The following is a 19,000-nucleotide window of genomic DNA, read 5'->3' on the forward strand; positions in this document are numbered from 1 at the left end:
ATGCGTTGGAAAAGCGACCGCACAGTGCGTGAAAGGGTTGAACGCTACTCTGGCAGCAGGCCAGACAGCTCTTTGGGGGCTTGGCGTGGCACCAGAGCTGATGCTTGATGTCCTTTCGTTGAAGGAAGAAGACGCGCCTGCCGCGTAGAGTTTCTCCGCTCGGTACGGCCGGCAGGGCGACTTTTCAGCATAATCCGACCTGGACGACTGCATCGCCATCGAAGACGAGTTTGATACCGCTTTGCGCAAAGCGAACCGCTTCAGACAAATTCCCATGACGATAGGGATGAGGTGGTTGTTTCAGGTTGCTGGCTTTTTATCATGCTGCACTAGCGAGAGAACAATAAGCCCAAACTGGAATGTCGCACCGGCTCCTTCAGGAACTGGTTCTTTCAATTGCAGGCAGCTCCAGCAATGCATTGGCCGCAGCAACATCGGTGATAAGCACCCTCGCGCCAGTGGCAAGCAGACCGGCTCGAATTGCCTGAACCTTCCTCACGCCTCCTGAGGCTATCACGACTTTCGGGACCTGCATCAGGTCGGCGGGGTTGATTGCCATGACACGCCGGTTGACCGGGTGATCGATGACCTCACCGGTCTTGTCGATGAAGTGGCAGAGCACATCTCCCACCGCACCGCTATCGCGCAGGCTTTTGGCATCATCGGAGCTGAGGATGCCACGCCTGAAGATCGATGCCTGCGCGCTCAGGTCTCCAACGCTGAAAAGAGCAATATCAACTGAACGGGCGCGCTCGCGCAGCGCACGAAAATCGGCCTGATCCCACAACGCTGTCACGAGACTGTTGTCGGGCACGAACACGGGGGCGGTGATCTGATAGAGTTCGGCCTGATAGAAGTCGGCCAGGCGCCAGGCGACCGAGGACGGGTTGTGAACCGAGGCTCTCGTCAGGCCGCCAAGCAATGACACAACAGTCATGTCCGAGACTTCGTGCCAGGTAAGGGCCCGCATACATGCCTGTAGAGCGCCACCCCAGCCGACGCCGACCGAGAGGCCGTCGGAAACCTGCTCGGAGAGAAAGCGGGCTGCAGCATATCCAACCACGCCGGCAATGGTCGATTCACTTTGATCGGATGAAGGAACCACGATCGCTTCGAACAGCCCGAGGTGTTTTTCCAGCGCGCGCTGGAGAGCGAGCGAAGACTGAGCCTGTGAATTGATGATGATCTGGACAGTCCCATCCTCGCGCGTGGCTGCGAGCAGACGCAGCACCTTCAGGCGGCTTATGCCCAGATTGTGAGCCACCTGTTCCTGAGTCATTCCTTCGACATAGTAGAGCCAGGCGCAGCGGAGTTTGAGTTCCTCCTGATTGGCCTGAAAGCTGGTCCGTTTGGTTTTTTTCCTGGCTGTCACGACGTTGTTGCCCGTTCTGGAAGAATGCGCTGCTGGCGATGGTGCGTCTTCATACCACACTATCGGACTTTTCATAATGAACAAAACATCGTAGAAGAATAGAAATGTTCAAAAATGCACTAAACCCGCTCCGAAGAATGCAACGGGGGATCACTTTGACCGGGGTCTTCAGCGAGCGAATGTCATGATCGGGAGGCTCTTCTGTGAGAATATTGATTTCCAATGACGACGGTATCGATGCGCCGGGACTGGCTGTTCTGGAGCGTGCGGCCTCCCTGCTGAGCGATGACGTCTGGACCATTGCTCCCGATGGAAACCGCAGCGGATATGGTCATTCGATCACGCTGCGTCGCAGTTTCCGCATCGAGCGTCGTTCGCCTCGACGTTTTGCCTGTTCAGGAACCCCTGCCGATTGCGTTATTGCAGCCATGCAATGGGTTTTCGACGGGGCTGAAACACCCGACCTGGTCCTTTCGGGAATAAACGAAGGGCGCAACGTTGCCGAGGATGTTGCCTATTCCGGCACGATGGCTGTGGCCCGCGAGGCATCGCTGGCTGGTATCCCGGGCATCGCGTTTTCCATGCCGAGGGACGCCGGGCCGGTTGAGGGAGCGGGGCTCCGATGGCTGGCAGACCGTATTCAATGCTTCTGGCGCACCCGCAGGGAATGGGCTTATGAAGGGCACTGGCTGAGTGTGAATCTCCCGCATCAGTTGCCAGCGCCCATGCGTGCCGCGCGTATCGGGCGGGACAAGGTCGCAAAGCGCGTCATTGTTCATCGTCAGGATGGAGAATCGGCCGACATCGAGCCATTGGCAGATCGGGATTATTCAAGCCAGTATGGTGACGAGAACAGTCTGATTGACAGCGGAAGCGCAAGCGTAACCTGTCTGCACTGGATGGGGCAGGGCAGCGTTCCGGTCGCAGCACTCTGGGAGAACGAGACCGTAGCGCGCGTCCAGCCGGCCTGAACGCGCGGAAATCTCTATGCCGGGCGTTTATCCGGCGAAGGGGTAGACGACCCTGATCACGTCATCGAGATGACTGTTTTCGAACCCGGGATGTGTGCACATCTTCGTCACAACGCTTCCATCGTCTTCGAACGAATGCTCAAGATAGCCGACCTGTCGTTGGCCGCCCATCTCGGGCACGAGTTCCGCACGGGTGGTGAAGGCGATTGACGGGCACCAGATGAGGCCGGTCTGGCCGTATTCGCGCGACCTCTGCTGGTGGAGGTGTCCGCTCGCAATCACCCTGAGACTGGGGTGTTCCATCAAAAAGCGCAGACCCTCCCGGCCTTCCGGATCGACGGTCCAGTAGCTGAGCTCTAGCGGGTCCGGCTCGTTGATGAAAAAAGGTTGATGGCTAAACACTGCCAGATGGCGATCACCGAGGTCCGCCAACTGTTCCTCCACCCATGCATTCTGTTCCGCCTCACGGGACAAACCGGAGCCGATGAGCAGGGAATTTATGCCCAGAATGCGCCAGCGTTCCCGATCGATCACCCAGCGGTCTTCGCCATAGTGCGCAAGGTAGCGATCCATGCGTGTCCCGTCGATCGCGCTGCCGTTTTCTCTGGCTGGTCTGGAAAGTCGCGGGTTGTCGCCGACATCGTGGTTCCCTGGAAGGAAAAGGATGTCACGCTCCAGTCCCTCATAAAAGGAGCGACAGAAATCGAAGTCGTCCTCGTGGCGAATGCCGTCTAGCGTGATGTCGCCGGTATGAACCATGAGATCGTGATCAGCTTCTTTCAGCTTCTCAAGCATGAGTTCGTTGTTGCGTCGAAAATGGTCCATCCGCGCCGACAGGTGTGTGTCGGACAGATGAAGCATGCTGAAAGCGGTCATTTCAGTTCTCCTTTTCGAAGGGGAAGGCGGCTTTGAGATTGGCGCGAAATCCATTTTTGAACATTTGTATTGACCTAGAAGAATTAGTTCAATAGCTTGGATGAAGAATTCGGGAGGTACCTGCTGGCAAAGCTGGCTGGGTTCCGGGTGAGGGGCAAAGGATCGGAAATGTCGGGAATTCAGATCAGCGATCTTAGCAAGCAGTGGGGGACCGTGAGTGCTGTTCACCAGGTGAGCTTCGAGGTGGAGCCGGGAACGCTGACAGTGTTGCTCGGGCCATCCGGCTGCGGCAAGTCAACGACTCTCCGTCTGATTGCCGGTCTGGATGAAGTCAGTTCCGGCACCATTCGTATCAGCGGTCGCGATGTAACGAATGCTTCGCCGGCCGACCATGGCGTTGCGATGGTGTTTCAATCCTACGCACTGTTTCCCCACCTGAGCGTGAAAGAAAATATCATCTTCGGCCTCCGGGTGAGACGCGTTGATGCGGCCGAACGCGAGCGCCGGCTGAAGCGGGCGAGTGACATCCTCAATCTTGGCGAATTGCTGGACCGGACGCCAAACCAGCTGTCTGGTGGGCAACAGCAGCGTGTCGCGCTTGGTCGTGCCATCGTGGCAGAGGCCCCGGTCTGTCTGATGGATGAGCCGCTTTCCAATCTCGACGCCAAGCTGCGTGCGAGCATGCGTGTCGAAATCCGCGCATTGCAGCAGCGCCTGGGCCTGACCATGGTCTATGTGACTCACGATCAGGTCGAAGCCATGACCATGGCAGACAAGATCGTTGTGATGAACCAGGGACGCATTGAGCAGATCGCGACCCCGCGTGAACTCTACGGCAGGCCAGCAACTACCTTCTGCGCCAGGTTCATCGGCACGCCGCCGATGAACCTCATTCCGGCCCGCCGCGTGCATGGTTATGAGCGGTCGCCCGATGGATGTCTGATCGGCGTGCGTCCAGAAGACATTGCGGTCGGAACCGAAGGCGTGGAGGCCGTGGTCGAGGGGGTTGAATATCTGGGTGCGGATGAACTTGTGGCTGCCCGGATTGGCGATGCCAGGGTGATTGTCCGCCAGCCTGCGCGTTCACAGACACCAGAGGGCACGATCAGGCTGGTCTGGCCACAGACGGCCGCGCATCTGTTCGGTCCCGACGGACGACGCCTTGATTAAGTGAAACAAGAACAATCCAGGGAGGAGCATTCAATGAAACAGATTCTGAAATCTTCGTCGCTTTGCGGTGCAATGCTGGCGTTGTCGATGTCCACGGCGCTTGCCGTCGATCTCGAACTCTATTTCCCGGTCGCCGTCGGAGGAGATGCGGCGAACACCATTCAGGAAATGACCGAACAGTACATGGCCGAGAACGCTGATGTTGAGATCAACGCCATCTACACCGGTAGTTATGCTGACACGACGACCCGTGCCATCACGGCAGCCCGCGGTGGCAACCCGCCGCATCTCGCCATTCTCTCGGCCGTGGATGTGTTCATGCTTCAGGATGAAGGTCTCGTTGAGGCATGGGACAGCTACCTGACGAAAGATGAACTCGAGACCTGGGTGGGTGGCTTTTACGATGCATTCCGCGCCAACACCTACAAGGATGGCAAGACCTGGGGTATCCCGTTCCAGCGGTCTACACCAGTGATGTATTATAACAAGGATGCCTTCAAGGCGGCAGGGCTTGACCCGGAGGCCCCACCCAGTAACTGGGAGGAGCTTATAGAGGCCGGTAAAAAACTTACGGTTCGCGACGACAGTGATAACGTCACCCAGTGGGGAGTTCGCATACCCTCCTCAGGCTTTCCCTACTGGCCTTTCCAGGCGCTTGCCATCGCGAATGGCGCTGAACTCATGAACGAAGAGGGCACCGAAACCTATTTCGATCAGCCGGCGGTGATCGAGGCGCTTGAGTTCTTCGTCGACCTTTCGAAAAAGCATGAAATCATGGCTCCGGGCATTGTCGACTGGGGCGCCACCCCGCGCGCTTTTCTGGATGGCGAAACCGCGATGGCGATCACCACGACCGGAAATCTCACCAACATCCGCACCAATGCAACCTTCGATCTCGGTGTCGCAATGCTGCCAAAAAACAAGCAGTATGGCGTTGCGACAGGCGGCGGTGATTTCTTCCTTTTCAAGGGACATGACGAGGAATCGACCCGTGCGGCCATCGATTTCGTGAAATGGGCCACAGCTCCCGAACAGGCCGCCACATGGTCAATCGCGACTGGTTATGTGGCGCCACGTCCCGACATCTGGGAAACCGAAAAGATGAAAGAGTACGTTCGGGAGGCGCCGGGTGCTCTTGTTGCCCGCAACCAGCTCGAGCATGCAGTTGCCGAGTTCTCGACCTATGAGAACGCCCGCGTGCGTCAGATCCTGAATGACGCCATTGCGGCCGCGATTGTCGGTGAGAAGTCCGCCGAGCAGGCTCTCAAGGATGCTCAGAGCGAAGCGGACGCCGTTCTGAAACTGTATCGTCAGTAGGAACAAGCGGGGGTGGCGAGAATGGCCGCCCCCGATTGTGTCTTCACCAAAAGGCCGCAGATCATGATCAAACGCGAGTGGATAAACGCCTGGCTCCTGTTGATGCCTGCGCTGCTTTTGCTTTTCGGGTTCACGCACCTGCCGGCCGTGCAGACGGTTCTCGACAGCTTCTGGTCCACGCCGCGCGGGCAACGTCCCGCGGTCTTTCTCGGGCTCGACAATTATGAGCGAATGCTCTCCGACGCGGTGTTCATCAAGGCGATGATCAACAACGCGATCTATGCTGCCATAACGATCCCCGCTTCGATCGCACTCGCACTGTCGATGGCTCTGTTCGTGTCACGCAAGATTCTGGGGCAGGGATTGCTTCGGATGGCGTATTTCACGCCGACTGTCCTGCCGCTGATTGCGGTCGCCAACATCTGGCTGTTTTTTTATCTTCCGGGTTTCGGCCTTTTCGACCAGATACGCGGCCTTTTCGGCCTGTCGCCCGTCAACTGGGTGGGGCAGCCCTCCACCGCGCTTTACGCCATTACAGCGGTGACGGTCTGGAACCAGGCCGGGTTCTTCATGATTTTTTTCCTCGCAGCGCTGCAAACCATACCGCAAAGCCTGCGCGAGGCGGCGGCGCTTGAAGGCGCTTCAAGCTGGGTGTTCTTCTGGCGGGTTACCTGGCCGCTGATCATGCCAACCACTCTCTTTGTGTCGGTCAATGCGACGATCAATGCGTTTCGCATGGTCGACCATGTGTTCGTCATGACGCAGGGGGGGCCGAACAATGCTTCGATCCTGCTGCTCTATTATATCTACGATCAGGGCTTTCGTTTCTGGGATACGTCTTATGCCGCGACCCTCACCGTTGTCATGGTTGTGATCCTGGCGGTTGTCGGCATCGGCCAGTTTTTTCTTCTCGACCGCAGGGTGCACTACAGATGACGACGACCGCCATAAAACAGACGCAGGTGTCCTCCGGTTCAAGCGTGCGTGAGATCAGCTTCGACCGCATCCTGTTCGTCACTGGCGCATGGGCGCTGGCTTTGGTGTGGCTCCTTCCACTGCTTTATGCAGTGTGGACCGCCATTCATCCCTCTGCCTATGAGACGCGTTTCGATCTGTTTGCGCCGCTCACTCTGGAGAATTTCGTTGAGGCATGGAATGCAGCGCCATTCGCGCGGTATTTCGTGAACACCATCCTGCTCGTAAGCATGATTCTGTCCGCGCAGCTTGTTCTCTGCACCCTGGCGGGCTTTGCCTTTGCCAGGCTCGAATTCCCGGGAAAAAACCTTCTGTTTTCGTTGGTGCTGCTTCAGCTCATGGTGATGCCGGATATCCTGATCGTCAGGAACTATGCTGCGATGAGTAGTCTCGGACTGGTCGATACGATCCTTGCAATTGGGCTACCCTACTTTGCTTCCGGCTTTGCGATCTTCCTGCTGCGCCAGACGTTCAAAACGATCCCGAAAGAGCTCGACGAAGCCGCACGCATTGAGGGTTGCACGCTGCTTGGGTTGCTGTGGAGGGTTTACGTACCGCTCGCGAAGCCCACCATGCTCGCGTTTGGCCTTGTTTCGGTCTCGCACCATTGGAACAATTTTATCTGGCCGCTGATCATCACCTCTTCCACCGAGACGCGTCCTCTCACCGTTGGCCTCTCGATCTTCGCAACCACGGACAGCGGTATCGAGTGGTCAATCATCAATGCGGCAACCCTGATAACATCCGGACCGCTGCTGATCGGCTTCCTTCTGTTTCAGAGGCAGTTCGTCCAGAGCTTCATGCGGGCCGGGATCAAATAGCATCGGTCAGGAAATGTGCGCAGACGGTCTGTCCTGGTGGGAACTCGAGACGCAGGACAGCGACAGATGGGCGATGAAGCGCCTCATTGGGATGTTCAACAATCGTGACTTACCAACGAAGGGTCGCCAAAGCACGGTAGGCGGATTGAAACAGCTCATGTTCCTTCATTTCAGTCCCGGTCGGTCTCTGCCTGGCTAGCGGGCCTTTTGAAAGGCTCAGAAACCACAGCCTGACCCAAGGTTGTAATACCAGCGACACCAAAAAACTGAACTCCACTTCACAGGCAGCTCGCAGCAAAATCGCTGGAACCTGGACGACGTCACGAAATTGACCGTTGTGATACCCGTTCCCTGAAGGAGACGTTCATGCATCCATTGGTCGTTCTGCTTCATCTGGCAGCTGCCGTGATGCTTTTGCTATGGGCCGTGCGCATGGTGCGCACGGGGGTGGAACGTGCGTATGGACGCGCGCTCAAGGATGCACTGCGGAAGGCCAGAGGCGGGCATGCGCGCGCCGCTGTAGCGGGGTCCGTTCTGGCGGTCGTTCTGCAGAGTTCGACGGCGGTGGCTATCCTGGCGGCGGGATTTGCTGCAAGCGGCATACTGACAGTTTCGACAGGAATTGCGATCCTTCTGGGCGCCGACCTCGGTTCGGCGCTGGTGGTGCAGGTTCTCTCCTTCGACCTTTCCTGGGCGATCCCGCTTGTCATGCTTGCGGGTGCAACGATGTTTCTCAAGTTCGAACGTCGTGAGATCCGCCAGGGCGGGCGCATCCTGCTGGGCATAGCCTTCATCCTACTTTCGCTGTCCATGATTGGCCAGTCGACCGCACCGCTACGTGAAAGTGAGGTTCTGCCACAAATTATGGGCTACCTGCGGGATGACCCGATCACTGCGCTGGTTCTGGCAGCGTTTTTGACCTGGCTCATTCATTCTTCGGTGGCCGCGATCCTGCTTATCTCGGCATTTGCGGAGCAGGGCGTCTTGCCGGTCGAGGTTGCGCTGCCCATGGTTCTGGGCGCCAATATCGGCGGCGGGCTGATCGCTGTCTGGCTTACGCGCGGGTTGAGTGAAGATGCGCGACGCATTCCGCTTGGAAATTTGCTCTTTCGCGTCACGGCAGCGCTCGTGGCCCTGGCGGTTGTGGAACTGAGCTTTGTTCCCATGGATGCGCTGGGAATGGGTGAGGCGCGTCAGATCGTCAATTTCCACCTGGTGTTCAACGTTCTCCTGGTTCTGGTCTGCCTTCCATTCACAGGACTAGTGGAACGTCTGACGGAGCGCCTCATTGGCGATAAGTCCAAGATGGAGAAGGCGGGTGCGCTTCTCACCCGCCCGATGAGTGCACTCGATGAGGCGGTGATCGATACGCCTCGTCTGGCGCTGGCCAGCGCCACGCGCGAGCTTTTGCGCATGGGGGAGACAGTTGAGACCATGTTCCGTCCAGTTATGGAACTACTCGATGATGGAGATAGCGATCAGGTGGCGCGCGTTACTCGGCTGGATGAAGAAGTCAACCGCGCGCACACTGATATCAAGCTCTTTATTGCGAAGGTGAACCGGGCGCGGCTGACGGCGGAGGAAGCGCAGCGCGGCATCGAACTGACTGACTTCGCCATCAATCTCGAGCACATCGGAGACATCATCGCCAAGTCGCTACTGCCGCTGGCAGAGAAGAAAGCGCGTCGCAAGCTGCAGTTTTCCGAGGAAGGCTTTGCCGAGATGACGCGTCTGCATGAAAGAGTGCGGACCAATATGCAACTTGCGCTGAATGTGCTGGTGTCGGGTGATCTGGAAACGGCACGCCAGCTGGTCAGGGAGAAGGAGCAGATGCGCCTTCTCGAGCGGGAAAGCCACAATTGCCACCTGATGCGGCTGCAGTCGGGAATGGTCGAAAGCATCGAGACCAGTGACATGCATCTTGAGGTCGTGCGGTCCCTAAAGGAGATCAACTCTCTTCTGGCGACCGCTGCCTATCCGATCTTGAGCGAAAGTGGCGAACTGCTTGAAAGCCGGCTTGCCCCACGCACTAGGGAACAAATCTCTAGAGTTCGTAGCTGAACTTCTGGATCAGGTGCAATGGCGGGTTCTCTTCACCATCCGCTCAGCAGGAGCTTTGGCCAGCCGTTCCGGATAAGAGGATGTGGCTTCATCTTTGCTCCCGTGTCACCGTGCTGACACCCAAATCATCCTTTAACCTCTGCCATGAGCGCTGACGTCGGACAGATGCAATTCACGATCCATGTAACAGGTTTCCCTCCTTGTCAAACAGGCACAGCCTTTCGGCAGGAAAGGCAACGCGCACAGGATCACCGATCGCGTGTTTCTGACCATCCCAGTTGACGGAAACAACGGACAGTCTTCCGGTCGCACCGAGTGCGATGGTCAACTGGGTTTCAGGACCGCTTCGTTCAATGAATTTGACACAGCCTTCCAGTTGGGAAGGCCCGCTTCGACTTTGCAGAGAACAGTCTTCGGGTCGGATGCCCAGAAAGGCTGCGTGCAGATGTGTTTTCGCGTCTGCAGGTAAATCAATTGCAAGCTTTGGCTCGGCGTTCGGCATGAAAACAGGACCCTGCTGCAATAGAGCGACCGTCCCTTCGATCACATTCATGGGAGGGGCGCCGATAAAGCTGGCCACGAATTTGTTTGCCGGCTTTCTGTAGATGTCATCCGGTGTGCCGATCTGTTCGACGCGCCCGTCGCGCAAGACCACAATTCTATCGGCCATGGTCATTGCTTCCACCTGATCATGGGTGACGAAGATCATCGTGGATCCCAGACGCCGGTGCAGAAGCTTGATCTCGCGGCGCATCTGCACGCGCAGCGCCGCGTCCAGATTGGATAGAGGCTCATCAAACAGGAAAACCGAAGGTCGACGTATGATGGCACGACCCATGGCGACACGCTGACGCTGGCCTCCCGAGAGCTGGCGCGGATAACGGTCCAGGAGACCGTCAAGGCCAAGAAGCTGCGCCACTTCGCTCACTCTGGGTGTTCGCTCCGCCCGTTGCACGCCGGTCATTTTCAGTGGAAAGCCGATATTGTCGGCCACACTCATATGCGGATAGAGCGCATAGTTTTGAAACACCATGGCCACGTTCCGATCCTTTGGCGGGAGGTCGGTGACCACGGTTTCTCCGATCCGAATCTGGCCCCCGCTCACGCTTTCGAGCCCGGCCAGCATGCGCAGAAGCGTCGATTTTCCGCAGCCGGACGGGCCGACGAAAACGACAAACTCACCGTCCTCTATGTCGATATCAGCGCCGTGGATGACTTCGGTCTGCCCGTATTTTTTGACGATTTTTGAGAACGTCACGGTTGCCATGGCTGTTCCAATGCCTGTTTTGCGATCAGCGTACGCTGCCGGCGAGCGCGCCGGAGACAATGCGTCTCTGCATGATGAGGAAGACGATGATGACCGGGAGCGCGAAGACCAGGGCCGCCGCCATCTGCAATTCGTGAAGGGTGAAATACTCGCCGCGAAAGGAGGAGATGCCAGTGGCCGCCGTCCAGAGGGACTGAGAATTGATGAGGGTTTTGGCGAAGAGGAAATCGTGCCAGCTTGTTACGAAGCCATAGATGAAGATCGCCGCCAGTCCCGGCAGGGCCAGAGGCAGGGTCACATGCCAATAGGCCGAAAGGCGGGAACAGCCATCAATGCGCGCTGCGCCTTCGAGGTCTGCAGGGATGCTGTCGAAGAACCCCTTGCTCATCCAGATTGCCAGTGGAGCCACGAGCGAGATGTGCCCGAGCACCATGCCCTGCATCGTGTCGAGCAGGCCGAAGTCGCGGAACAGAATGTAAAGCGGCACCACGATGCTGGTGGCCGGCATCATCTGTGTGGCCAGTACCAGGATGAGAACCAGCCCTGAACCGCGGAATTTTATACGGCTGAGCGCATAGCCGCACGACGCGCCAAAGGCGAGCGAGAGGAAAGATGACGCCGCTGCAACAAAAATGCTGTTCCCCATCCAGCGCAGCATCGGTCGCTCGGTAAACAATATGATGAAGTTCTCGAAGGTGATCTGTTCGGGAACGATGCCGGAGAGGCTGCGGCTGAAGCCGGTCGGCGTCAGTGCGATCATTGCCATCCAGTAGACCGGAAAGAGGACGATCATGCCCAGGAGCACCAATGCGCAGACACGCAGGATCTCGGTTCCGGTGGAGTTTCCGACGGGGCGCGCCAAGATCAAACGGCTCCGTCGACGCCGCGTTCCGCTCGCTTCATCACGCGCAGGTAGACAAGGACCATGGCGAGCGAGATGAAGACGGCGAGAATGCCGAGCGTTGCCGCATATGAGAAATCGAGTTTTCGAAAGGCGGTGTTGTATGTGAGCACGGTCATTGTCTCGGTTGCGCCGGCTGGTCCGCCTCCGGTGAGGATGAATATGATGGGAAAGGATTTGAAGCCCATGATCATAAGAAGGATCACGATCACGGCCGTGATCGAACTGAGCTGCGGAAGCGTGATGTAGCGAAACTGGTTGAAGGCGCTCGCGCGATCGATCCGCGCGGCCTCGTAGAGCTCTTCGGGAATGGAGTGAAGCCCTGCCAGAAAGAAGATGTAGGCCACGGGGAATTCGTTCCACACCTGCGCCAGGATCAAAGCGGGAAGGGCCGTGTCCCGGTCTATGAGCCAATCTGTCCGGTCGAGAAAAGGCAAAGGATCCAGAAGGCGATTGATAACCCCGAAATTGCCCTCATACATCACCCCCCAGACCAGGGCAGTGACCACGGCCGGGACCGTCCATGGAATGAGGAAGGCAAGACGCGCCAGTGCGCGAAAGTGTACGATGCGACGTGTGAGAAGCGCTGCCGAAAGGGCAAGCACAATCGACCCAGCTACGGTGCCCGCCATGTAAAGCGCCGAACGCCAGACCGCATGCCACACCTGCGCGTCGAAAATGAGCTTCTCGTAATTGTGCAAACCAAAAGTGCCCGCCGCTGCAGGCCTGCGGAAGTTGATCGTGTCGAAGCTGAGTATGAGTGCCTTCAGCATCGGCAGGCCGATCACAAATCCCAGGACCAGCAGGGCGGGCAGCAGCATGATCAGAAGGAAACCTCCTCCTTCCGTCAGGAAAGTGGTGACCCGGCTGCCATTTACGGCCCGTTGTCCACCCTCTCTCTTGTTGTTGTTCGAAATCTGCATACCCGCGACCCACCACGCCTATTTGGCGCAGCAGTCTTCCAGTTTGGCCTGCGCTTCTGCGAGGCTCTCTTCGGCGGGCTTGCCGTCACGCAGGGTCAGCAACACGGCGTCGACAACAATCGGCCATATCTCGTTGAACTGGTCTGCGTGGCCGGGAATCGCCACCGGATGCGCGTTTCCGCTGCTCGCGATCCAGGGTTCCAGATAGGGGCGAGCCTCTCTCTGAGCGTCCGTCAGCGCATTCACTCCATAGGGGATATAGGGGCTGTGATCGGAGAATGCGGACTGCATCTCGGCGCTGGCCGCGGTTTCGATGAAGGCTTTGGCAGCATCCGGGTTTGATGTTGCTGCATTGATCGCCAGCGCCATGTTGACGCCACCAGTGCCGGGCCCGTCCCACGGGTGAAGCGCTGACTTGTAGCAGTCGAAATTGTCGGGGTTGTTCTTCTCGATGAAGGGAAACTGCCATTGCCCGTCGATGGTCATGGCGGTTCCGCCGGTGGCAAAGAGCGAGCGCTGGTCTGTTTCACTCATTCCCCTGGGAACGACACCTGCGTCGTAGAGCGCCTTCATCTGTTTCAGACCGGCGATCACAGGCTCGGAATCCAGAGTGAAGTTGCCGTTCTCGTCAGCAAAGGAGCCACCATTTGCGATGCTCCACATGAGAAGCATCTCATAAGTGGGGTCTTCATTGGCGTTGACCATATTCGCGCCATAGCGGGTCACGCGCCCCGAATCGTCCTTGACAGTCAGCCTGGTGGCATAATCCAGAAATTCCTGCGGGGTTTGCGGTGGACGCTCGAAACCGGCTTCTTCCAGATAGCAGGCATTGTAGATGAGCTCGAGCGTGCGGCCCGTGATAGGCAAAGCGTAGATTTCGCCATCTGCCGTCAAGGCATCGAAACCGCCTTTGACGATCTGCTCCTTTACCCCCGAACTCTCGAGAAATTCCGTCAATGGCATGAGTTGGCCGGCGGCCAGAAGCTCGCCGATGTTGTTTGGATTGACGGTTAGAATATCGGCGCCGGTGCCGCTGGCGGCCTGAATAAGCAATTGTTCGTAATATTCGCTTGCCGGCGTGTTGCGGGGCACCACCTTGTTGCCGGTCTTCTCTTCATAGGTCGAAACGAGAAGCTGCCACCAGTCACCCATTCCGGGCGCTTCGTAATCGACCACAAGAAAACTGATTTCGTCTTCCGCAGCGGCAACCGTCGAACCGCCAGCAAAGACTGCGGCGGCCAGAGCGGTGGCATAAAGCAAGTTGTGTGTTCTACCGGGCATTGTTGGTTCTCCTCTGGTTCTCGCCCGGCTGATAATCCGCTCCCGTCTTCACTGGACAGGTATCCGGAATGCCGCGCTTCCCAAAGAAAGTCTGCCCTTGAGGCTGGATGGGCTCAAATCGCTTTTTGGAATAGGGCAGTGCCTATCAGGCAAGGCCGACGGGCAGCCTCAAGCCGCTTGGCTGCAGCCCGCATCGCCTGCCACGCATTCCAGAACCCAGTTTCGCAGAGCGAGGATGTTTCGGTCGCTCTCCGAGCGTGCGGGCATGACAAAATGATAAGCTTTCCGGTTACGGAGCGGTATGTCGAGCACCACCTCCAGTTCACCCAATGCCAGCTCTCGCTCGATCATGAAGCGAGGGATGATCGCGGCGCCCTGACCATGCACTGCGGCCATGATCAGGAGCGGGAACTGATCGAATTGCGGCCCCCGCGGCAGTCCTGGCCGTGGAAACCCGGCCAGTTCAAACCATTCCACCCAAAGGTCCGGCTGATCCGTGAGGTGAAGCAGCGTGCATTCCTGGAGCACACTGGGCGAATTGGGTCGCCGGTTGCGCATGAAGTGCGGACTTGCCACCGGCAGCAGTTCTTCCTCGAAAAGGGGCGTGCATGCGACACCGCCCCATTGCGGCATGCCTTGCACGATAGCGCAATCGACGGCTTCGTCATCGGCCTCCAGAAGCGGCCGTGACGTGAGAAGATTGATGTTGAGGCCGGGATGGCGGTTCTGGAATATGCCAAGACGCGAGACCAGCCAGCACGCAGCAAGACCGACCGGTGCCGCGACGGTGATGACGGCCTTGCCATCTGCACCCTGCATCAGCGCACGGGTCGAACTTTCCAGTTGCCCCAGAAGGGTGCGCACCTGCGGAAGATAGCGCCGCCCCATCTCCGTCAGGTGGACCTGATGATTGTTGCGGGCGAGAAGTGCCACACCAAGCATTTGTTCCAGCTGGCGCACTCGTTTGGAAACGGCGCCTTGCGAAAGCGAGAGATCCTTGGCGGCCTGCGAAAAGCTCAGATGTCTTGCCGTCGCCTCGAAGGCGATCAGGCCAGAAACGGAAGGGATCAAACGTCGCGGCAGTTCCATGACACTCCCCTTGTCTTCACCTCACGTTCATCGTCAAAGGGTGGCGGCGGCGCTTTCGCCGCCACCACTGGATCAGCTCGAACAGCGTGTCGAGAACGGCCGGCCGTGATGCCGGTCCATCAGATATTTGGCGACGTAATAGTCGATGTGGCTGCCGCCGCCATTCTTCATCATTGTGATTTCATCGGCAGACTGGCGGCCTTTCACCTTGCCCTGGCAAAGTTCGAAGAGGTCGCCGCGCACATCCTCCGGCGTGATGATGCCGCGCTCGTAGGGCCCCAGGAACTCGCCGGAGCGCGTTGTGGTCTGGCGGTGGTCGACGAAGATCGAGGCGCGTTTGAGGACATCGTCGTCGGCTTCGCGCATCTCCGGCGTAAAGGAGCCGACAAGATCCACATGCGCGCCGGGCTTCAGCAGCCTGCCCTTGAGATGCGGTTCGTTTGCCATAGTGGCGCTTGAGATGATGTCGGCCTCACTCACGGCCGCGTCGAGGTCGGAGGCGACTTCCGCTTCGATCCCTTCCGCGGCGAGCGTCTTTGCGAGTGCTTCGGCGTTGGCCGTGGTGCGGTTCCAAAGCGTGACACGTTTCAGATTCGGACGGGCTGTGAGATGAGCCTTGACGAGAAAGGGTGCCAGCCCGCCAGCGCCGATCATCAGGAAGTTCTCCGCATCCTCACGTGAAAGAAGCTTCGAGCCGAAGGCCGAATCCGAAGAGGTCTTGCGGAAGATCACGGCCTCGCCGTCAATCACCGCTTCGGCAACACCCGTGTCAGCATTGATGAAGACATAGATGGAGTTGACGGTCGGCAGGTTGTGTCGTGCCTTGTTGTTCGGGAAGGAGGTGACAAGTTTTGCCAGAATGCCTTCCTGCGGCTCCCAGGCGGGCAGGATAATGAAGATGTCCGGCTGGCCATCGGGATTCAGCTCCTGATAGATCAGGCGGTCGGACTGTTTGGGCATGCCGCCCCTGTGCGCGGCTTCAAGCGCTGCGAACAGGCCTTCATAATCTAGCAGTTCATGCACCCGCCGGGCATCGATCATTTCCATCAAAAAATCTCCATTTCACACTCAGTTTGTTTCTTGCGCCGGTCAGCCGGCGATGATTGCCAGGTTGTCGGGCCGGCAGTGCAGGGTGATTTCCGCATTCTGCCTGGCGGTTACCGGAGGCCGGGCATCGACAAGCAGCGATGCGCCATCCACGGTCTCGACATTCAGATGCACACGGTCGCCGAGATAGGTCTGGTCGGTCAGGCGAGCCGACAGCACGATGTCGTCCTTTCGACGGCTTGCGCCGATGTTGAACGCCTCCGGCCTGATCACCACGGAAACGGTTTCGCCCATTGCCGGCTTGCTCCGTGAGGTCACGCGTGCGGCAGGCACGCGCCACCGGGCATCGCCGACGGCCAGCATGAGATGATCGCCGTCAGCCGCCTCTACCTTCGCTCCGAAGATATTGGTTGCGCCAACGAAGTCGGCGATAAAGAGGGTTGCGGGGTTGGCGTAGATGTTTTCGGGGCTGTCGAGCTGTTCGATCTTGCCCTTGTTCATCACAGCCACCAGATCCGACATGGACATGGCTTCCTGCTGGTCGTGGGTGACGAAAACAAAGGTCTTGCCCGTGCGCCGCTGGATCGCCTTCAGCTCGCGCTGCATGTCCTGCCGCAATTTCAGATCGAGCGCGCCAAGCGGCTCGTCGAGCAACAGTGCCGCCGGATCGGGCGCTAGCGCACGGGCCAACGCAACACGCTGCCTCTGACCACCCGACAGAGCATCGGGGTAGCGATTGGCGATGTCTGGCAGGCGGATCAGTTCCAGAAGTTCGGTGCAGCGGCGGGCAATGGCGCCCTTCTCCATGCCCTGCATCTCGCAGCCGAAGCCGATGTTCTGGGCAACGGTCATGTGAGGAAAGAGCGCGTAGTCCTGAAACACCATTTTCACCGGGCGGTTGTGCGCGGCGGCGTGGGTGATGTCTTTTCCATCGACCAGAATTTCGCCGCTGTCAGGCTCGGCCAGACCGACAATGGAGCGCAGCAGCGTTGATTTTCCGCAGCCGGATGGCCCCAGCAGGGTGATGAACACGCCCCGCTCGATCTTCAGTGAAACATCGTCGATGACCCGCAGGGCGCCATAGGCCTTGCAGATGTTCTTCATCTCGATGGCGGGTACGGGATCAGTCATTCTTGGCACCGGAAGTCAGGGAGGTTTCGCTGCGCAGGCTGCGCTTTCGGACAAAGCGTTCGGCATAGAGGCCAAAGCCAGTCGTGGCGATGAGGACGATTGTCGAGATGGCGGCAAGGCCCGGATCGAAGCCGAAGCGCAGCCGGGCGAACAGGAGAACCGGGAAGGTCTGCTCGAACCCGCCGAGGAAGAACGAGCGCACGAAGTCCTCGAACGAAAGCAGCAGGCAGAACATGAATGCGCCCAGAAGCGCCGGCGACAGATAGGGCAGCACGATGCGCACCAGAATGATGACATCATCCGCACCGAGATTGCGTGCCGCATCGGCCATGTTGCGGCCCATCGTGTTGAGACGGGTCAGGATCATGATGACGACAAAGGGAACTGAGCCGACAGCATGCCCGAAGGCAATTGCCGCAGTGCCCGTTTCGAGACCGATACGGCCGATGAAGATGCGCAGCGAGATCGCCGAGACAACCACCGGCAGGAATGCGGGCAGGAGAATGAGTGCGATCAGCAGACCGCGCGCGATGCCGGATGTGCGGGCAACGGCGAAAGCAACCGGCAGGCCGACAGCGACCGAGATGAGCGTTGAGAAGACCGCCACCCTGGCTGAAAGCCACAGCGCTTCCATCACGTCGCGGTCAAGCAGCACTTCGCTGTACCATTTCGTGGTCCAGCTATGAATCGGGAAGGCAACGAAATTGGAATCACGGAAGCCCATGGCCGCCATGACAAGAAGCGGGAGGAAGAGGTAGGCGACAAACAGCCAGAAAAGGCCAGGCAGCGCGAGATGGCGCAGTTTCATGCTCATGCCCCCCCGCGGCCGCGCCGCTGAAAGATTGCCACGAACAGGCCGACATAGGCTAGCGCTGCTCCTGTCAGGATGATGCTGAAGGCGCTGCCCTGCGGCCAGGATGCACCGGCCTTGGCGAATATCTGGCCGATTGTCGTCGCAAACAACGTGTTGCCCGGCCCGCCCAGAAGCTGCGGCATCGCGTAAAGTCCGATTACCAGCAGGAACACGAGCGAGCACCCGGCCACAACGCCGTCGCGCGATAGCGGCAGGACGATGCGCAGGAAGCGCCGCCAGCCAGGCGCGCCCAGATTGGCTGCCGCCTCCAGAACGTTGTCGTCGATTTTCTCCAGCGCAGCATAGAGCGGCAGGAGCATGTAGAGTGAGGTCAGGTAGATGACGCCGATGGTCAGCGAAACATTGTTGTAGAGCAGCTCCACCGGCGTGCCGGGAATGCCGATGAAGGAGAGAAACGAATTCACCGCGCCACGATTGGCGAGCATCACGATCCAGGCAAAGCTGCGAATGATCTCGCTCACCCAGAAGGGCGCGATCACGAGCAGGAGCAGCCTTGTGCGGCGGCCGCGCGGTGCCACTTTTGCAATGTAATAGGCGATGGGAAAGACAACGAGCAGCGTCAGGAGGGTGACCACTGTGGCAAAGACGAAAGACCGAAGGAACGCGGTCAGATAGAGCGGACGCTCGAAGAAGCTTGCATAATTGGCGAGCGTCCAGCGCGCTGTCTCGCCCTCGGCCACCGGAAAGCTCTCATAGAAGCTGACAATCACCATCTGCGCCAGGGGCGCGGCGGTTGTGCCGAGAATCCACAGAAGCGGCACGATGCTGACGATCAAGAGCCGCGCCAGCGGCGAGCGGGCATAGAGGTCGGTCAGGCCGCGATAGACGGAGAACCGTCGCAGATGAATGAGCAGGCTGGTCATCGATACTCGTTTTCGACTTCGATGCCGGCCGCCGGAGAGGCAGCCGGCAGTTCCGGATCAT

Annotated in this window: 17 protein-coding genes; 6 read left to right on the plus strand and 11 right to left on the minus strand. The window is 58.5% G+C overall.

Annotation, left to right across the window (positions count from 1 at the left end):
- Positions 1-376: 376 nt before the first annotated feature.
- Positions 377-1,372, minus strand: a complete 996-nt coding sequence (locus P2W41_RS02170; protein WP_292898151.1) for a sugar-binding transcriptional regulator — start codon at positions 1,370-1,372, stop codon at positions 377-379.
- Positions 1,373-1,575: 203 nt separating this feature from the next.
- Between P2W41_RS02170 and surE the strand changes: the two genes are divergently transcribed.
- Positions 1,576-2,343, plus strand: coding sequence for a 5'/3'-nucleotidase SurE (gene surE, locus P2W41_RS02175; protein WP_292898150.1), 768 nt, complete (start codon positions 1,576-1,578; stop codon positions 2,341-2,343).
- A 27-nt stretch (positions 2,344-2,370) separates the two neighbouring features.
- Here the strand turns inward: surE and P2W41_RS02180 are convergent, their stop codons facing one another.
- Positions 2,371-3,219, minus strand: a complete 849-nt coding sequence (locus tag P2W41_RS02180) for a metallophosphoesterase family protein (protein WP_404934183.1) — start codon at positions 3,217-3,219, stop codon at positions 2,371-2,373.
- Positions 3,220-3,387: 168 nt separating this feature from the next.
- Here P2W41_RS02180 and P2W41_RS02185 point away from each other — a divergent pair, with 168 nt between their 5' ends.
- The 5 genes from P2W41_RS02185 to P2W41_RS02205 all read left to right on the plus strand — a co-directional run bounded on the left by P2W41_RS02185 (position 3,388) and on the right by P2W41_RS02205 (position 9,563).
- Positions 3,388-4,389: an ABC transporter ATP-binding protein gene (locus P2W41_RS02185; protein WP_292898148.1), complete on the plus strand. Its 1,002-nt coding sequence runs from the start codon at positions 3,388-3,390 to the stop codon at positions 4,387-4,389.
- 33 nt (positions 4,390-4,422) lie between these two features.
- Positions 4,423-5,706 carry an ABC transporter substrate-binding protein gene (locus tag P2W41_RS02190; RefSeq protein WP_404934184.1) on the plus strand — a complete coding sequence of 428 codons (1,284 nt, stop codon included), beginning with the start codon at positions 4,423-4,425 and terminating at the stop codon, positions 5,704-5,706.
- A 21-nt stretch (positions 5,707-5,727) separates the two neighbouring features.
- The gene (locus P2W41_RS02195; RefSeq protein WP_404934185.1) at positions 5,728-6,642 is read left to right on the plus strand and encodes a carbohydrate ABC transporter permease; all 915 of its coding nucleotides are present in this window, start codon (positions 5,728-5,730) and stop codon (positions 6,640-6,642) included.
- Positions 6,639-7,502, plus strand: coding sequence for a carbohydrate ABC transporter permease (locus P2W41_RS02200; protein WP_404934186.1), 864 nt, complete (start codon positions 6,639-6,641; stop codon positions 7,500-7,502). The genes P2W41_RS02195 and P2W41_RS02200 overlap by 4 nt, the downstream gene beginning before the upstream one ends.
- A 366-nt stretch (positions 7,503-7,868) precedes the next feature.
- The gene (locus P2W41_RS02205) at positions 7,869-9,563 is read left to right on the plus strand and encodes a Na/Pi cotransporter family protein (protein WP_404934187.1); all 1,695 of its coding nucleotides are present in this window, start codon (positions 7,869-7,871) and stop codon (positions 9,561-9,563) included.
- Between the two features lie 172 nt (positions 9,564-9,735).
- Here P2W41_RS02205 and P2W41_RS02210 read toward each other — a convergent pair whose 3' ends face one another.
- The 9 genes from P2W41_RS02210 to P2W41_RS02250 all read right to left on the minus strand — a co-directional run bounded on the left by P2W41_RS02210 (position 9,736) and on the right by P2W41_RS02250 (position 18,939).
- Complete coding sequence (locus tag P2W41_RS02210; RefSeq protein WP_404934189.1) at positions 9,736-10,830, minus strand: ABC transporter ATP-binding protein; 1,095 nt, start codon at positions 10,828-10,830, stop codon at positions 9,736-9,738.
- 25 nt (positions 10,831-10,855) lie between these two features.
- Entirely contained in the window at positions 10,856-11,692 is an 837-nt protein-coding gene (locus P2W41_RS02215; protein ID WP_292898142.1) for a carbohydrate ABC transporter permease, read from the minus strand.
- Positions 11,693-11,694: 2 nt separating this feature from the next.
- Positions 11,695-12,654, minus strand: coding sequence for a carbohydrate ABC transporter permease (locus P2W41_RS02220; protein WP_404934190.1), 960 nt, complete (start codon positions 12,652-12,654; stop codon positions 11,695-11,697).
- Positions 12,655-12,672: 18 nt separating this feature from the next.
- Positions 12,673-13,935 carry a sugar ABC transporter substrate-binding protein gene (locus P2W41_RS02225; RefSeq protein ID WP_292898140.1) on the minus strand — a complete coding sequence of 421 codons (1,263 nt, stop codon included), beginning with the start codon at positions 13,933-13,935 and terminating at the stop codon, positions 12,673-12,675.
- A gap of 168 nt (positions 13,936-14,103) precedes the next feature.
- Positions 14,104-15,024: a LysR substrate-binding domain-containing protein gene (locus tag P2W41_RS02230; RefSeq protein ID WP_292898139.1), complete on the minus strand. Its 921-nt coding sequence runs from the start codon at positions 15,022-15,024 to the stop codon at positions 14,104-14,106.
- A gap of 72 nt (positions 15,025-15,096) precedes the next feature.
- On the minus strand, positions 15,097-16,071 hold the full coding sequence (locus tag P2W41_RS02235) for an ornithine cyclodeaminase family protein (RefSeq protein ID WP_404934191.1): 975 nt from the start codon (positions 16,069-16,071) through the stop codon (positions 15,097-15,099).
- A 42-nt stretch (positions 16,072-16,113) separates the two neighbouring features.
- Positions 16,114-17,202, minus strand: a complete 1,089-nt coding sequence (locus tag P2W41_RS02240; protein WP_404934192.1) for an ABC transporter ATP-binding protein — start codon at positions 17,200-17,202, stop codon at positions 16,114-16,116.
- Positions 17,195-18,010 carry an ABC transporter permease gene (locus tag P2W41_RS02245; protein WP_292898136.1) on the minus strand — a complete coding sequence of 272 codons (816 nt, stop codon included), beginning with the start codon at positions 18,008-18,010 and terminating at the stop codon, positions 17,195-17,197. The genes P2W41_RS02240 and P2W41_RS02245 overlap by 8 nt, the downstream gene beginning before the upstream one ends.
- Before the next feature lie 2 nt (positions 18,011-18,012).
- Positions 18,013-18,939 (minus strand): ABC transporter permease, encoded by a 927-nt coding sequence (locus P2W41_RS02250; protein WP_292898135.1) that lies wholly within the window; start codon positions 18,937-18,939, stop codon positions 18,013-18,015.
- Between the last annotated feature and the right edge of the window lie 61 nt (positions 18,940-19,000).

Source organism: Nitratireductor sp. L15S-10 (genome assembly GCF_045011005.1).
GTDB lineage: Bacteria > Pseudomonadota > Alphaproteobacteria > Rhizobiales > Rhizobiaceae > Nitratireductor.

What these genes read in the sequence shown, in the direction of transcription:
- P2W41_RS02195 (WP_404934185.1), top strand. Translation starts at nt 5,728, where the DNA reads ATGGCCGCCCCCGATTGTGTCTTCACCAAAAGGCCGCAGATCATGATC.
- P2W41_RS02185 (WP_292898148.1), top strand. Translation starts at nt 3,388, where the DNA reads ATGTCGGGAATTCAGATCAGCGATCTTAGCAAGCAGTGGGGGACCGTG.
- P2W41_RS02200 (WP_404934186.1), top strand. Translation starts at nt 6,639, where the DNA reads ATGACGACGACCGCCATAAAACAGACGCAGGTGTCCTCCGGTTCAAGC.
- P2W41_RS02245 (WP_292898136.1), bottom strand. Translation starts at nt 18,010, where the DNA reads ATGAAACTGCGCCATCTCGCGCTGCCTGGCCTTTTCTGGCTGTTTGTC.
- P2W41_RS02220 (WP_404934190.1), bottom strand. Translation starts at nt 12,654, where the DNA reads ATGCAGATTTCGAACAACAACAAGAGAGAGGGTGGACAACGGGCCGTA.
- P2W41_RS02250 (WP_292898135.1), bottom strand. Translation starts at nt 18,939, where the DNA reads ATGACCAGCCTGCTCATTCATCTGCGACGGTTCTCCGTCTATCGCGGC.
- P2W41_RS02180 (WP_404934183.1), bottom strand. Translation starts at nt 3,219, where the DNA reads ATGACCGCTTTCAGCATGCTTCATCTGTCCGACACACACCTGTCGGCG.
- P2W41_RS02235 (WP_404934191.1), bottom strand. Translation starts at nt 16,071, where the DNA reads ATGGAAATGATCGATGCCCGGCGGGTGCATGAACTGCTAGATTATGAA.
- P2W41_RS02190 (WP_404934184.1), top strand. Translation starts at nt 4,423, where the DNA reads ATGAAACAGATTCTGAAATCTTCGTCGCTTTGCGGTGCAATGCTGGCG.
- P2W41_RS02210 (WP_404934189.1), bottom strand. Translation starts at nt 10,830, where the DNA reads ATGGCAACCGTGACGTTCTCAAAAATCGTCAAAAAATACGGGCAGACC.
- P2W41_RS02240 (WP_404934192.1), bottom strand. Translation starts at nt 17,202, where the DNA reads ATGACTGATCCCGTACCCGCCATCGAGATGAAGAACATCTGCAAGGCC.
- P2W41_RS02230 (WP_292898139.1), bottom strand. Translation starts at nt 15,024, where the DNA reads ATGGAACTGCCGCGACGTTTGATCCCTTCCGTTTCTGGCCTGATCGCC.
- P2W41_RS02225 (WP_292898140.1), bottom strand. Translation starts at nt 13,935, where the DNA reads ATGCCCGGTAGAACACACAACTTGCTTTATGCCACCGCTCTGGCCGCC.
- P2W41_RS02205 (WP_404934187.1), top strand. Translation starts at nt 7,869, where the DNA reads ATGCATCCATTGGTCGTTCTGCTTCATCTGGCAGCTGCCGTGATGCTT.